13 protein-coding genes are annotated in these 14,095 nt (G+C 67.2%); 5 read left to right on the forward strand and 8 right to left on the reverse strand.

The features are described 5' to 3' along the window. Positions 1-12: 12 nt before the first annotated feature. The 4 genes from ACRCUN_RS16470 to ACRCUN_RS16485 are packed head-to-tail and all read right to left on the reverse strand — an operon-like array spanning position 13 to position 5,573. Positions 13-1,296, reverse strand: coding sequence for a bifunctional glycosyltransferase family 2/GtrA family protein (locus tag ACRCUN_RS16470; protein ID WP_462142694.1), 1,284 nt, complete (start codon positions 1,294-1,296; stop codon positions 13-15). Positions 1,297-1,351: 55 nt separating this feature from the next. Further along, positions 1,352-3,202 carry a glycosyltransferase family 39 protein gene (locus ACRCUN_RS16475; RefSeq protein ID WP_462142695.1) on the reverse strand — a complete coding sequence of 617 codons (1,851 nt, stop codon included), beginning with the start codon at positions 3,200-3,202 and terminating at the stop codon, positions 1,352-1,354. 51 nt (positions 3,203-3,253) lie between these two features. Continuing rightward, positions 3,254-4,891 (reverse strand): sensor histidine kinase, encoded by a 1,638-nt coding sequence (locus ACRCUN_RS16480; RefSeq protein ID WP_462142696.1) that lies wholly within the window; start codon positions 4,889-4,891, stop codon positions 3,254-3,256. Next, the gene (locus tag ACRCUN_RS16485) at positions 4,869-5,573 is read right to left on the reverse strand and encodes a response regulator transcription factor (protein WP_462142912.1); all 705 of its coding nucleotides are present in this window, start codon (positions 5,571-5,573) and stop codon (positions 4,869-4,871) included. The genes ACRCUN_RS16480 and ACRCUN_RS16485 overlap by 23 nt, the downstream gene beginning before the upstream one ends. A gap of 190 nt (positions 5,574-5,763) precedes the next feature. Between ACRCUN_RS16485 and ACRCUN_RS16490 the strand changes: the two genes are divergently transcribed. Next, positions 5,764-6,195, forward strand: a complete 432-nt coding sequence (locus ACRCUN_RS16490) for a hypothetical protein (RefSeq protein WP_462142697.1) — start codon at positions 5,764-5,766, stop codon at positions 6,193-6,195. On the opposite strand, the gene ACRCUN_RS16495 is transcribed toward ACRCUN_RS16490, so the two are convergent. From ACRCUN_RS16495 to ACRCUN_RS16505, 3 genes are all read right to left on the reverse strand, one after another. Next, the gene (locus ACRCUN_RS16495; protein WP_131807635.1) at positions 6,192-6,431 is read right to left on the reverse strand and encodes a hypothetical protein; all 240 of its coding nucleotides are present in this window, start codon (positions 6,429-6,431) and stop codon (positions 6,192-6,194) included. The genes ACRCUN_RS16490 and ACRCUN_RS16495 overlap by 4 nt on opposite strands. 161 nt (positions 6,432-6,592) lie before the next feature. Next, entirely contained in the window at positions 6,593-6,775 is a 183-nt protein-coding gene (locus ACRCUN_RS16500) for a hypothetical protein (protein WP_462142698.1), read from the reverse strand. A 156-nt stretch (positions 6,776-6,931) separates the two neighbouring features. Beyond that, positions 6,932-7,177 (reverse strand): hypothetical protein, encoded by a 246-nt coding sequence (locus tag ACRCUN_RS16505; protein ID WP_462142699.1) that lies wholly within the window; start codon positions 7,175-7,177, stop codon positions 6,932-6,934. Between the two features lie 123 nt (positions 7,178-7,300). Between ACRCUN_RS16505 and ACRCUN_RS16510 the strand changes: the two genes are divergently transcribed. From ACRCUN_RS16510 to ACRCUN_RS16525, 4 genes are read left to right on the forward strand one after another with little or no spacing between them, the layout of a single operon-like run. After that, the gene (locus ACRCUN_RS16510) at positions 7,301-8,278 is read left to right on the forward strand and encodes an oligopeptide ABC transporter permease OppB (protein ID WP_462142700.1); all 978 of its coding nucleotides are present in this window, start codon (positions 7,301-7,303) and stop codon (positions 8,276-8,278) included. Between the two features lie 13 nt (positions 8,279-8,291). Then, complete coding sequence (locus tag ACRCUN_RS16515; protein ID WP_462142913.1) at positions 8,292-9,215, forward strand: oligopeptide ABC transporter permease OppC; 924 nt, start codon at positions 8,292-8,294, stop codon at positions 9,213-9,215. Further along, positions 9,212-11,068, forward strand: a complete 1,857-nt coding sequence (locus tag ACRCUN_RS16520; RefSeq protein ID WP_462142701.1) for an oligopeptide ABC transporter ATP-binding protein OppD — start codon at positions 9,212-9,214, stop codon at positions 11,066-11,068. The genes ACRCUN_RS16515 and ACRCUN_RS16520 overlap by 4 nt, the downstream gene beginning before the upstream one ends. A gap of 39 nt (positions 11,069-11,107) precedes the next feature. Further along, the gene (locus tag ACRCUN_RS16525; RefSeq protein ID WP_462142702.1) at positions 11,108-12,784 is read left to right on the forward strand and encodes an oligopeptide ABC transporter substrate-binding protein OppA; all 1,677 of its coding nucleotides are present in this window, start codon (positions 11,108-11,110) and stop codon (positions 12,782-12,784) included. Here ACRCUN_RS16525 and ACRCUN_RS16530 read toward each other — a convergent pair. Next, complete coding sequence (locus ACRCUN_RS16530) at positions 12,774-14,018, reverse strand: alpha/beta fold hydrolase (RefSeq protein WP_462142703.1); 1,245 nt, start codon at positions 14,016-14,018, stop codon at positions 12,774-12,776. The two genes, ACRCUN_RS16525 and ACRCUN_RS16530, sit on opposite strands and share 11 nt — an antisense overlap. Positions 14,019-14,095 lie beyond the last annotated feature (77 nt).

Consider the following 14,095-nt stretch of genomic DNA (forward strand, 5'->3'; position numbering starts at 1 on the left):
GGTTTCGAAGGTTCAGCGTCGTGTCCGGGACGGGTGAAACACCCAGCCGCGCAACAACACGAAGCGGACGACGGTGGCCGCCAGGTTCGCCGCCACGAGCACGGCGAGTTCGACGGCTCCATGCGGCTGCGGCGTCAGTGCGTGCAGCACGCCGAGCGAGCCGCTCGTGATGGTCAGGGCGATCGCGAAGACGGTCAGCCCCTCCAGGTGGTGGCGGGTGACATTGCCGGCGCCGGCGATGCCGAACGTGAATCGCCGGTTGGCGGCCGTGTTGCCGATCGCTGTCAACAGCAACGCAACCAGGTTGGCGGCCTGGGCGCCGATGCCCGACCGCAGTGCCACGAACAACAGCAGGTACGCCAACGTCGACACGATGCCGACGGCCCCGAACCGCACCACCTGCCGCAGCAGCGATCCCGGTGCCGCCGAGTTCCGTGACGAGCCGAGTTGTGCGGCAATGGTGTTGACCGGGATGGAGCCGTTGGCGAACCCGCGCAACAGGCGGCCGATGCCTTTGAGGTCGGCGGTCGCGGTGGCGACGATGTCGACGCGGCTGTCAGGGTCGTCGACCCAGTCGACCGGTACTTCGTGGATGCGCAGCCCACTGCGCTCGGCCAGGACGAGAAGCTCGGTGTCGAAGAACCAGCCGGTGTCGGCGACGTGCGGCAGCAAAAGCCTGGCCACGTCCGCGCGGATCGCCTTGAACCCGCACTGAGCGTCCGAAAACCGCGCGGCCAACGTGGATTTCAAGATGAAGTTGTAGCAGCGGGAGATGAACTCACGTTTGGCACCGCGGATCACGCGCGAGCCGCGGCCCAGCCGGGTGCCGATCGCCAGATCGGAGTGGCCCGAGATCAACGGGGCCACGAGCGGCGCGAGTGCCGTCAGGTCGGTCGACAGGTCGACGTCCATGTACGCCAGCACAGGCGCGTCGGACGCCGACCACACCGCGTGCAGCGCTCGGCCACGGCCCTTCTCCTCCAAGCGGATGACCCGCACACCGTCCAGTTCGGCGGCCAGTTCGGCGGCGATGCGTGGGGTGGCGTCCACGCTGGCGTTGTCTGCGATGGTGATCCGGGTGGGCAGCGCGAAATTGTCCTGCAGGTACCGGTGCAGTCGGCGCACCGAATGTCCCAGGGCCGCTTCCTCGTTGTACACCGGCACGACCACGTCGAGCACCGGCACTCCGGCCGCCTTTGCTGCCACCGCGGCGTTGGGGCGCGATGCGAAATGGAACCGATCCGGTGTGTCGGTGTCAGCGTCTTCGGTGTCGAATCGCTCGGCGATCTCTGTCATATCTTCATCGTTCTTCCGTGGCGTGTGACGGGCGTGGGGCGAAGCTATGCGCCTGCTATGTGTTCGTCGCACGCTGTGTGAGGTCGTAGATGGTGACGTTCTCGACGGTGATCGGGGTGAAGTGGGTCTCGACCCACTGCGCGATCTCCGCGGCCTCCCGGCTGCCGCTCGGCGTGTGCCCGCCGAATCCGCCCATCATCATCCGACTGCGGATGAAATAGTGGATCTGACGCGACTCGACATAGCCCTTGAACTCGTCGAGCGTCGGCGCGGGATCGGTTCCGTTGAAGCCTCCGACCGCCATAACCGGTGCGCCAGTTGACAATTGGTAACCGGCGGCGTTGCTGGATCCCACCACGGCGGCCACCCAGGTGTAGTTGTCGGAGTCGGCGGCCAACGTCGCCGTGAGCATCTCCCCCGGCTCCGGCGCCGCGAACAACCCGCCGAACCCGCCACCGCGGGACGGACCGACCGATGGGATGGCTCCGCTGTGCGGGCTGGCCGCTGTGGCCACCGAGTACGCCGCCGGTGCGGCGAGACACACCACGACGGCCATCGCGGCGATCGCCCGCTGCGCACCTTCGTTCAACCGGCCCGCCATCAGGAGCAGCACGGCGGCGCCCACACCGCCGACCGCCACCGCCGCGCGTAACCACGGGTAGGGATCGTCGTGGCGCGCCAGCAGCACCGCGGCCAGGATCGCGGTGACGAGCACCGCGCCGGCCATCGCCGTGACGGCGCGAATGTCGTTGCGCTGCTTCCACAACAGCGACGCGCCGATGCCGATCACCGCGCCGATCGCCGGTGCGAGTGCCACGGTGTAGTACGGATGCACGATGCCGTTCATAAAGCTGAACACCACCGCGGTGACCAGCAGCCAGCCGGCCCACACGATGAGCGCTGCCCGCGCGCGGTCGGTGCGCGGCGCGCGACGGGTGAGATACAGCCCGGCCGCCAGACAGATCAACGCCGCAGGCAGCAGCCAGGCGATGTCGGCGCCCATCTGCGAGCCGAACAGCCGCCCGGCGCCGACGTCGAAATTGAGATTGCCCAGCCCGCCCGTCTCTTCGCCGGTGAGCCGACCGAAACCGTTGTAGCCCAACGCCAACTCGACGATGCTGTCGTGCTGAGAGCCGCCGATGTACGGCCGCGCCGAGGCCGGCCACAGCTCGACCAGAACCAGGTACCACCCGCCGCTCACGACGAGGGCGGCAGCGGCCGTGACGACGTCCACAATCCGCTTCCCGAGTGGCCGGTCACCCGCCACGAGCGCTGCCGTCGCGAACGCGGGCAGCACCAGGAACGCCTGCAGCATCTTGGCGAGGAAGCCGAACCCCACGGCGGCGCCCGCGGCGACGAACCACCAACGACCGGCGTCCTTCTCGATGCCGCGCTGCACGCAATAGGCGGCGACGACAAGCAACAGCACCAGCAGTGCATCGGGATTGTTGAACCGGAAGATCAGCGCGGCCACCGGCGTCAGCGCCAGCACTGCGCCGGCAAGCACCGCGGCCCACGGCCCGGCGGCCCGGCGCACCGCGGCGTAGAGCACCGCGACCGCGGCAACACCCATGAGCGCTTGCGGCACCAGCACACTCCACGGGTTCAACCCGAACAGCCGCACCGAGATGTCGATGATCCACAGCGCCGCCGGGGTCTTGTCGACGGTGATCGCGTTGGCCGGGTCGCTGGAACCGAACAGCATCGCCGTCCAGTCCTGCGCGCCCGCTTGGGCGGCGGCCGAGTAGAACGCGTTCGCCCACCCGCTGATCGAGAGATTCCACAGGTACAGCACCGCCGTGCCGGCCAGCAGTGCCGCCAGTGCGATGCGCTCGGCCATCGGCCTGGCCGGTTGGGGAACAGCCGCGTCGACACGCACAACGGGTTGGGCGGCTACCAGAGTCACCACCTCATCGTCGTGGCGGTGACTAGGTGTCCGATTGGGCCGAACTGTGTGTCAGCTGTGAGGCTTGCCCGGCAGCCGCACAGTGAACGCGGTGGCGCCCGGCGCGCTGCGGACGTCGATCGTGCCGGCATGGGCTTTGACCACGGCCGCGACGATCGCCAGTCCCAGCCCGGTACTGCCCTCGCGCCGCGAGCGCGACGAATCTCCTCGGGCGAACCGCTCGAACACCTCCGGCAGCAGCGACTCCGGAATTCCCGGACCGTCGTCGGCGACGGTGAGCGTCACCGCACCCGTGTCGTCGGTGCCCAGCGCGACCGTCACCGACGTCCCCACCGGGGTGTGGGTGCGGGCATTGGCCAGCAGATTGGCCAGGACCTGATGCAGCCTGGCCTCGTCACCGTCGACGACCACCGGATCCTCGGGCAGGTCAAGCGACCACCGGTGTTCGGGACCTGCGACGTGCGCGTCGCTCACGGTGTCCACGACGAGGCGGGACAGGTCCACGGTTTCGCGTTCCAGCGGACGCCCGGCATCCAGCCGCGCCAGCAGCAGCATGTCCTCGACCAGCTGTGTCATGCGCGCAGTCTCGGACTCGACGCGGTTCATCGCATGGGCGACATCGCCAGGCAACTCATCGCTCTTCCGTTGCGCGAGCTCGGTGTAGCCACGGATCGCGGCAAGCGGTGTGCGCAGCTCATGGCTGGCATCGGCGACGAACTGGCGTACCCGCGTCTCACTGGCGTGCCGGGCGGACAGTGCGCTGGCGATCCGATCCAGCATCCGGTTGAGCGCGGTGCCGAGCTGGCCGACCTCGGTGTGCGCGACGGCCGGATCGACCCGCACGATGGGCGTCGGCAACCGCACCTCACCGCGGTCGAGCTCCAGGTTGGCGACGTCCCGCGCTGCCGCCGAAACCCTTGAGAGCGGCGCGAGTTGGCGACGGATGATGAGTATTCCGCCGGTGGTCGCGGCGATCAACGCGACCGCGGCCAGCACGCAGAACATTCCGAGCACCCACAGCAGCGTGTCGTCGACCACCGCGGTCGGCAGTCCGGTCACGATCGTCTGCGCGCCGCCGTGCCGCGGGTGCAATCCGATCACGCGGTAGCGCCCGAGCCCGTCGAGATCGACCGTTTCGGGGGTGCGGTCGGGAGGTATCTGTGCGAGCTGTTCGGCCGCAGCCGCACTGACCACCTCACGCTCGCCGTCCGCGGTGATGACGCCCGCATCGACCGGGCGTCCCGGTACGATCACCGCGCCCACGGTGCGCGCGGCCTGACCGGGTGCGTTGAGAAAGCCTGGCCCTGGGCCTTGTTCGGGGTCGAACAGCACGCGTACGTGGTGTCCGGGCGGCATGCCATCGGGCGGCCCCAGCCCCGGCGCGATTATCACGCGCGCCGGGCCTCTGTCCGACCCTGCCATGGGCGGCGGGAAACCCATTGGCGGGGGCGGCAATTCGAATATCGCCGCCGATCGGCGCCCCGCCTCGAGGACTTGATCGTCGAGCTGGTGCATCAGGAAGCGTTGCAGCGCAAACTCGGTCGCCACGCCGATGCTGGCGCACACCACGGCCAGGAGGGCGACTTGGGTGACCACGAGACGCGCCCGTAACGTCCAGGTGCGCGGCGCCCACCACCGGGTTCCACCGGCAACCCCGCCGGGCGCGTCAGCGCGGAGGTCGAAGGACATACCCCGCACCGCGCAGCGTGTGGATCATCGGCTCGCGGCCGCTGTCGATCTTCTTCCGCAGATAGGACACATACAACTCGACGATGTTGGAGCGGCCGCCGAAGTCGTAGCTCCATACCCGGTCGAGGATCTGGGCCTTGCTCAGCACGCGCTTGGCGTTGCGCATCATGAACCGCAGCAACTCGAACTCGGTCGCCGTCAGCGAGATGGGATCGCCCGCACGGGTCACCTCGTGACTGTCCTCGTCGAGCACGAGATCGCCGACGACGATCTTGGCGCCGCCGTCCTCGCTCGTCACGCCCGTACGTCGCAGCAGGGCACGCAAGCGCAGGACTACTTCCTCGAGGCTGAACGGCTTGGTGACGTAGTCATCGCCACCCGCGGTGAGCCCCGCGATGCGGTCTTCCACCGAATCCTTGGCGGTCAGCAGCAACAACGGCAGGCCGGGTATTTGCTCACGAAGTTTGTGCAATACGTCCAGGCCGCTCATGTCCGGCAACATGACGTCCAGCACGACCACATCCGGCGGGTTTTCCCGAGCCGAGGCGATTGCGCCCGCACCGTCCCCGGCGGTGGCGATGTCCCAGCCCTCGTAGCGCAGCGCCATCGACACGAGCTCGGCGAGCACGGGTTCGTCGTCGACCACGAGAACCCGGATCGGATTTCCGTCCGCCCGGCGCATGACTGCGCGCCCGGACTCGGTCTCGGAGCTGTTGGTCGTTACCACGCCCCCGATTATTCGCCCGGCCCATGGGCTTACCCTGTGCCGTTTCTATGTGCCGGCTGTGAAAAATCCGCGAGACCATGCCGACATATCGCCGACTGACGTGATACACAGCGAGCTCACAGCCAACATCGGCACCGTTGGCCCCATGAGCATCCGACAAACCATGGCCGCGGTGGGTGTGGCGGCGGCGATCGCCGGACTCGGTGGGGCGGCGATCTATGCCGCCACCGACGACCCCGCGATGGGTGGGCACGGCGGCCCGCCCGGGCACGGCGGCCCACCGCCGATGGCGGCTGCGGGACGCGACGACACCGATCCAGCAACGATACACAGCGAGGCCGTGCTCGCCGACGGAAGCGGCGGTTACACGACCACGCTCACCCAGACCGGCACCATCACCGCGCTGTCGACTGCATCCATCACAGTCCGCAGCGGCGATGGTTTCAGCCAGACCTATGTGTTGCCGGCGGCCGCCGCACCGCCGTTCGCGGTGGCCGACCGGGTCTTGGTCAGAGCCACGCGCACCGGTACGACGGCCACCGTGACGAGCATCGGCCAACCCCTCGGAACGGGCTAGCCCATCCCGTAGCCGTCAGGCAACTCGACCTCGACGGGAGGTGTGGCGACGGACGTCTCGAGCTCCGTGGGAGCCGTTGTCTCCGTTATGGTTTCGCCGATCTCACCGCCGGGCTCGGCACCGAGTCCCGACGCTTGGCCAAACAGCGCACCGAACGCGCCCATGGCCACCACGGCGGCTGCGCCGGCACCAGCCAGCACAAGCCGATATTGCTTTTTGCGTTGTTCTCCAGTCACTCTGACCACCCATTTCGGATTCCGGTCAGGGCCCCCCGTTCAGCGGGATGGCCCGTCGAACAGTTTCACGATGAGCGCGGTATCCCCCCGGGCGCTCGGGCGCCACCATAAGCAGGCCGAGCGCGGGCTGTCCAGCCCGAGAGATCGCGCACTCGACATGATCAGTGCGGTTCAGCAAACCCAGAGGGCGTGGTGGCGCTGACCGAGGGGGTGGCCACTGACGTCTCCGGCGAGGTCGGCGGCACTGTCTCGGTGACGGTCTCACCCGTGGTGAGCGCTGGGGGTTCGACTTCGTTCTGCGCACCGGCCAAGCCTCCGCTCAGACCGACGCCCACGACCGCCATCGCTAACCCGGCCGCGGCCCCAATACCAGCCGATGCAACTTTCAGTTTCCGACGATTCTTTGCTGAATTCACCTGTGATTCACCTCCGGCAGTTCGATTTCGGCTTTTCGCCCTGGTCTGCTGACCGGGTAGCCGAAACGGCCGGAGCTGAAACCGTTACTCGGCGGCCTTTTCCTCGGACGGCAACGGCGCCGGGCCCTTGATCTTCGGCACTGCCATCGAGATCATCGGCGCCGTCGGCGGGGTGGACTCGACACTCGTCTGGCCCATGTTCATCTTGGAGCCCGCCAGCGTTGCTGCCGACCCGCCCGCCGAGGCGCCGAATACGCCGAGGGCGACGATGGCCGCACCGCCCGCGCCTGCCGCGAGCAATTTCACGTTGTTGCGTTCGAAGACGTTCATGACATCAGTGAAACCGGGCTTTCTCCGCCCGAACTGAGTGTCGGCTGCCAATTGCCCAGCACGCCGTTCACAGCCGGCGGCAACCGGCTGCTCTACCCTGTCTCCCATGGCAGGACGGACCGCATGACGCGTTTCCTGGCGCGTCGGCTGCTCAACTACATCCTGCTGCTGGCGCTGGCATCGTTTCTCACGTTCACCCTCACGGCGTTCTCGTTCGACCCGCTCGACAGCCTGCTGCAGCGCAATCCGCGCCCACCCCAATCGACGATCGACGCGAAGGCCGCCGAGCTCGGCCTCGACAAACCGATCCCGGTCCGCTATCTCGACTGGGCGTCGGGGGCGATCCGCGGCGACTTCGGCACCACGGTGACCGGGCAGCCGGTGGCCGACGAACTGTGGCGGCGAATCGGCGTGAGCCTGCGGCTGTTGGTGCTCGGTTCGGTGGCCGGCACCGTGATCGGTGTCGTCGTCGGCGCGTGGGGCGCGATCCGGCAGTACCGGCTGTCGGACCGCGCGGTCACCGTGGCGTCGTTGCTGGTGTTGAGCACTCCGACCTTCGTGATCGCCAACCTGCTGATCCTGGCCGCACTGGACGTGAACTCGATCCTCGGCTTCCGGCTGTTCGAATACACCGGGGAGACGTCGCCTGACGCGATAGGGGGTGGCTGGGCGCAGTTCGTCGACCGGCTGCAGCACCTGGTATTGCCGACGCTGACGCTGGCCCTTGGCGCCATCGCCAGTTTCAGCCGCTATCAGCGCAACGCGATGCTCGACGTGCTGAGCCAGGACTTCATCCGCACCGCACGTGCGAAAGGACTGACCCGCCGCCAGGCGCTGTTCAAGCACGGCCTGCGCACGGCGCTCATCCCGATGGCAACGCTGTTCGCCTACGGGGTGGCCGGTTTGGTCACCGGCTCGGTGTTCGTCGAGAAGATCTTCGGCTGGCACGGCATGGGCGAGTGGGTGGTCCAGGGCATCTCCACACAGGACACCAACATCATCGCCGCCATCACGGTCTTCACCGGCACCGTCGTGCTGCTGGCCGGTCTGCTGTCCGACGTCATATACGCGATGCTGGACCCCCGGGTGCGGGTGGGCTGACATGACCCCTGACATGACCGATGCCTCCACCACGTCGGCCCGCTCGGGTCTGCACACCGAGGAATTCGCGACGCGCCGCACCCTGGTCCTGCGCCGCTTCGTACGCAACAGGCCCGCTGTGGTGTCGCTCGTCGTGCTCGCCGTGATGTTCGTCAGCTGCTATGCACTGCCGCCGCTGCTGCCCTACAGCTATACCGACCTCGACTATTACGCACTGCAGCAACCGCCTTCGCCCCAGCACTGGTTCGGCACGAACGCGCTCGGTCAGGACATCCTGGCCCAAATCCTGCGCGGCATGCAGAAATCCATGCTCATCGGCGTCTGCGTGGCCTTCATCTCGACCCTCATCGCGGCCACAGTCGGCTCCATCGCCGGGTACTTCGGCGGCTGGCGCGACCGGAGCCTGATGTGGATCGTCGACGTGTTGCTGGTGGTGCCCAGCTTCATCCTGATCGCGATCGTCACGCCCCGGCTCAGTCAGTCCGATCGAGTTTTCTGGCTGATCATCCTGCTGTCGATGTTCAGCTGGATGATCAGCTCACGGATCGTGCGCGGCATGACGATGAGCCTGCGCGAACGCGAATTCGTAGTGGCGGCAAGGTACATGGGTGTGAGCAACTGGCGGATCATCGTGCGCCACATCGTCCCGAACGTGGCCTCACTGCTGATCATCGACACCGCCCTCAACGTCGGATTGGCGATCCTTGCCGAAACCGGCTTGAGCTTTTTGGGTTTCGGCATCCAGCCACCCGACGTGTCGTTGGGAACGTTGATCGCCGACGGTACGAAGTCGGCGACGACGTTCCCGTGGGTCTTTCTGTTCCCGGCCGGCGTGCTGGTGCTGATCATCCTGTGCGCCAACCTTGTCGGCGACGGCCTGCGTGACGCGCTCGACCCGGGCAGCGGCCAGTTGCGGCGGAAGAAGCGCCGCTCATGAGCAGGCTGCTCGAGGTCTCCGACCTGCGCGTGACGTTTCCCACCGACGCCGATGCCGTGCATGCCGTGCGGGGGGTGAACTTTCACGTCGACGCTGGAGAAGTCGTCGCGCTCGTCGGCGAATCCGGCGCCGGAAAGTCCGCGAGCGCCATGGCCGTCGTCGGTCTCCTCCCCGAGTTCGCCGAGGTGTCCGGCTCGATCCGCCTGCACGGTGAGGAACTCGTGGGGAAATCGGACGCGGAGCTGTCACACGTCAGGGGCCGGGCCATCGGCACGGTGTTCCAGGACCCGATGTCGGCGTTGACCCCCGTCTACACCGTCGGCGACCAGATCGCCGAGGCACTCCAGATCCACAACCGCGAACTCGGCAGGCGGGCGGCGCAGGTCAGGGCCGTGGAACTGCTCGAGCTCGTCGGTATCGCGCAGCCCGAGAAGCGCGCCCGCGCGTTCCCGCACGAGTTGTCGGGCGGCGAACGCCAGCGCGTCGTCATCGCCATCGCGATCGCCAACGACCCCGATCTGCTGATCTGCGACGAGCCCACCACGGCACTGGATGTCACGGTGCAGGCGCAGATCCTCGAGGTGCTCAAGACCGCGCGGGACGTGACGGGTGCGGGGGTGCTGATCATCACCCACGACCTCGGCGTGGTCGCCGAGTTCGCCAACCGGGCGCTGGTGATGTATGCGGGACGGGCAGTCGAGGACGCGACCGTGGCCGACATGTACCGGCACGCCCGAATGCCTTACACCGTAGGACTTCTCGGCTCGGTACCGCGTCTGGACGCACCGCAGGGTGCCCGTCTGGTGCCCATACCGGGTTCGCCGCCTGCTCTCACCGCCCTGCCGCACGGCTGCCCCTTCGCGCCGCGCTGCCCATTGTCGATCGAAGAGTGCGAGGCCGGCGAACCCCCGCTCATCGAAGTTTCGCCGAACCACCATGCCGCGTGCATCCGCACCGACGAAGTAGCCAGGCACACCGCTGCCGAGATCTACCGGGTGCCCGCGGCGCAGGCCGATGGCAGCCCGCAGGCCGCGGGAACCCCGGTGATCCTCCGCGTGCGTGACCTGGTCAAGACTTACAAGCTGACCAAGGGCGTGGTGTTCCGCCGTCAGGTCGGCGAGGTCAAGGCCGTCGACAACATCAGCTTCGAGCTGCGCCAGGGCCGCACGCTGGGCATCGTCGGCGAATCCGGTTCGGGCAAATCCACGACGCTGCACCAGATCCTGAACCTGACCGCGCCGCAGTCGGGTTCCATCGAAGTGCTCGGCGTCGATGTCGCCCAACTGGACCGGCAGTCCCGAAAGAAGCTGCGCACCGACATGCAGGTGGTGTTCCAGGATCCGGTGGCATCCCTGGATCCTCGGCTCCCCGTTTTCGATGTACTGGCAGAGCCATTGGCTGCCAACGGTTTCGGTAAGACGCAGATCCGTGACCGGGTGGCCGAGCTGTTGGACGTGGTCGGCCTGCGCACGACCGACGCCAGCCGCTATCCAGCCGAGTTCTCCGGGGGCCAGAAGCAGCGCATCGGCATCGCCCGCGCGCTGGCCACCCAACCCAAGATCATCGCCCTCGACGAACCGGTGTCGGCGCTCGACGTCTCAATCCAAGCCGGCATCATCAACCTGCTACTCGATCTGCAGGACAAGTTCGGGCTGTCCTACCTGTTCGTCTCGCACGATCTGTCCGTGGTCAAGCATCTCGCGCACGACGTCGCCGTCATGTACAAGGGCGCGATCGTCGAGCACGGTTCGGGCGACAGCGTTTTCGTCAACCCCCGGCACGAGTACACCCGGCGGCTGTTGGCCGCGGTGCCACAACCGGCGCCCGTCGACGGCGACTCCACGTCCGGGTAATGCCGCACGGTGACCGCGGTTGCCTCTAGCATCGGCGGAATGAACGGGATCAAACTCCGTCGCTTCGCCGTGGCGGCCCTCGTCAGCGCCTTCACCCTGACCGCGTGTTCGGGCGGTGGTGAGGAGGTCCCGTCCGCCGGTGGCGAGGCCGCGGTGGGAGCGACGAACGACATCAATCCGCAGGACACGGCAAACCTGCGGGAGGGTGGCAACCTGCGCCTGGCACTTCCCGCCTTTCCGCCCAACTTCAACACCCTGCACATCGACGGCAACGAAGGCACTCTCGGGGCGCTCATGCGCGTGACGCTCCCCCGTGCCTTCCGCGTCGGCCCGGACGGCTCGACGACGGTCAACAACGACTACTTCACCAGCATCGAGTTGACCAGCACCAACCCGCAGATCGTCACGTACACGATCAATCCCAAGGCGGTGTGGACGGACGGCACCCCAATCACGTGGGAGGACATCGCCTCGCAGATCCACGCCACGAGCGGAAAAGACAAGGCATTCACCATCGCGGTGCCCAACGGCGCCGATCGGGTCGCGTCGGTCACCCGCGGAGTGGACGACCGGCAGGCGATCATGACGTTCGCCCAGCCGTACTCGGAGTGGAGAGGCATGTTCGCGGGCAATGCCATGCTGTTGCCCAAGAGCAGCACCGCCAACCCCGAGGTGTTCAACAAGGGTCAGCTGAACGGCCCCGGCCCGTCGGCCGGCCCCTTCATGGTGTCCAATCTCGACCGGGGCGCACAGCGAATCACGTTGACACGCAATCCCAAGTGGTGGGGCAACCCGCCGCTGTTGGACAGCATCACGTACTCGGTGCTCGACGACGCGGCCAGAGTCCCCGCACTGCAGAACAACGCACTTGACGCGACGGGCGTGGCCTCCCTCGATGAGTTGACCATCGCCCGCAACACCCCGGGCATCTCGATCAGACGTGCCCCGTCACCCAGCTGGTACCACTTCACCTTCAACGGCGCGCCCGGGTCGATCCTGGCGGACAAGGCACTGCGGCTCGCGGTCGCCAAGGGTATCGACCGCCAGGCCATCGCCAATATCAGCCAGCGCGGGCTGGTCGACACTCCGACGACGCTCAACAACCACATCTTCGTCGCCGGACAAGAGGGCTATCAGGACAACAGCGAGGTTGTGGCGTTCGATCCGGAGAAGGCCAAAGCCGAACTCGACGCGCTCGGCTGGAAACTCAACGGCCAGTTCCGGGAGAAGGACGGCAAGCAGCTCGTGATCCGCGATGTGCTCTACGACTCGCTGAGCACCCGCCAGATCGCCCAGGTCGCTCAGAACGGACTCGCCCAGATCGGCGTCAAGCTCGAGATCGAGGCCAAGCCGGGCGCGGGGTTTTTCACCGACTGGATCATTCCCGGGAACTTCGACATCGCCCAGTTCTCCTGGGTCGGCGACGCGTTCTCCCTGTGCTGCCTCAACCAGATCTACACCACGGACGCGGAGAGCAACTTCGGCAAGATCAGCAGCCCGGAGATCGACGCCAAGGTCGAGGAGACATTCAACGAACTCGATGCGGCGAGAGCCCGAACGCTGGCCAACGAGCTGGACAAGCTGATCTGGGCCGAGGGTTTCAGCCTCCCGCTGTTCCAGTCGCCGGGCAACCTCGCGGTGCGCAGCAACCTGGCCAACTACGGGCCGGCCGGCATCGGCGACCTCGATTACACCAAGATCGGGTTCATGAAGTAGCGGCCCGCCGGACGGGCAGCATCGATTCGAGCGTGGTCGCCGCCGAGATCGCGGACACGAGCAGCCGCACGGGGGTGCGGCTCGGGAGAGCATCCAATTCGGGGGCCGTGGCCGGAAGCTGTTCGACGGCATCGTCGTACACCGCGCGCATGACTGCGAAGGCCGCACGTTCGCGTGTATCGAGGATGCTGTGCGCGGCGGACGGCAAGCGCACCAGCACGGCGCCGGGGATCAGCGACGTGATCCGTTCTGCGACCGCGGGCGGGGTCGTGAGGTCGCGGCCGCCGGACACGATCACCGTTGGCCAGTCGAACCTCGGCATTTCGGCCACCAGATCGTAGGGCTCGGTGTCGAACGGTTCGTAGAACTTTGTGCCGCTTGCCATCTCACCGAGTTCGATCGCGGGGTCGAGCGGCAGGCCGTCCGGAACACCGGCATAGTTCAACTCGCGGAACGCGATCCGTCCGACGAGATCAGCCTCGTTGCGGTACGGGGCTTTCCGCGTCGACAACCGGCCCAACCGGCGCAGCGCCGACCACACCAGTGTGTGCCCACGCAGCAGCAGATCGAGCTGGCGGTCGAGCAGCCGCGCACCGCCGTAGCCGTACAACAGTCCAGCGAGCTGACCACCCGAGGACTTGAACACGCCATCGGCAACAAGTCGGCGAACCTTGGGCGCCATCCTCGCGGTCTGTGGATCACATCCGTCCCACAGCAGATCGCGGATGGCAGTGCGCATCTCCTCGATGTCGTCGGTGGACAGCAACGGTGAGTCCAGCACCATCGCCGAAACCCGCTCACGATGACGCACGCCGAAGCCGGCGGCGATGTAGGTGCCATACGAGGTGCCGTAGACAACCGCCGTCCGCACCCCGGCATCCTCGAGCACCGCGGCGACGTCATCGACGACCTGGTCGACCGTGATGGCCGCGGGCGGCAGGTCGGCCCCGGAATCGGTGTGCCGCGACATCCCGATCCCGCGGTGCTCGACCATGATCACGTCGAACCCGGCGGTCGCGGCGCGGCGCCGCAGCCCCCGGTACTGCTGAATGGACGCGACGCCGGGACCACCGGGAATGATGACCACCGGGCGCGCGGACTTGCGGCCGGTGCGGACGTAGTACAGGTCGAACTGCTCGTCGGATCCCGGCGAAACCGGTCGGCGTACCGCCCGCACCCCCGGTAGCGCGGCGAGTTTGTCGTGCTTTCGCCTGCGCTTGGCGTTCATCGTCATCGCGCTCCATTCTGCCCGCGCGGGGCAACCTCGGGCGAGTGCCTTTCGTTCGAGCTGATCCAAAGCAGTGCTCGGCG

It is taken from the genome of Mycobacterium venezuelense (assembly GCF_054919535.1).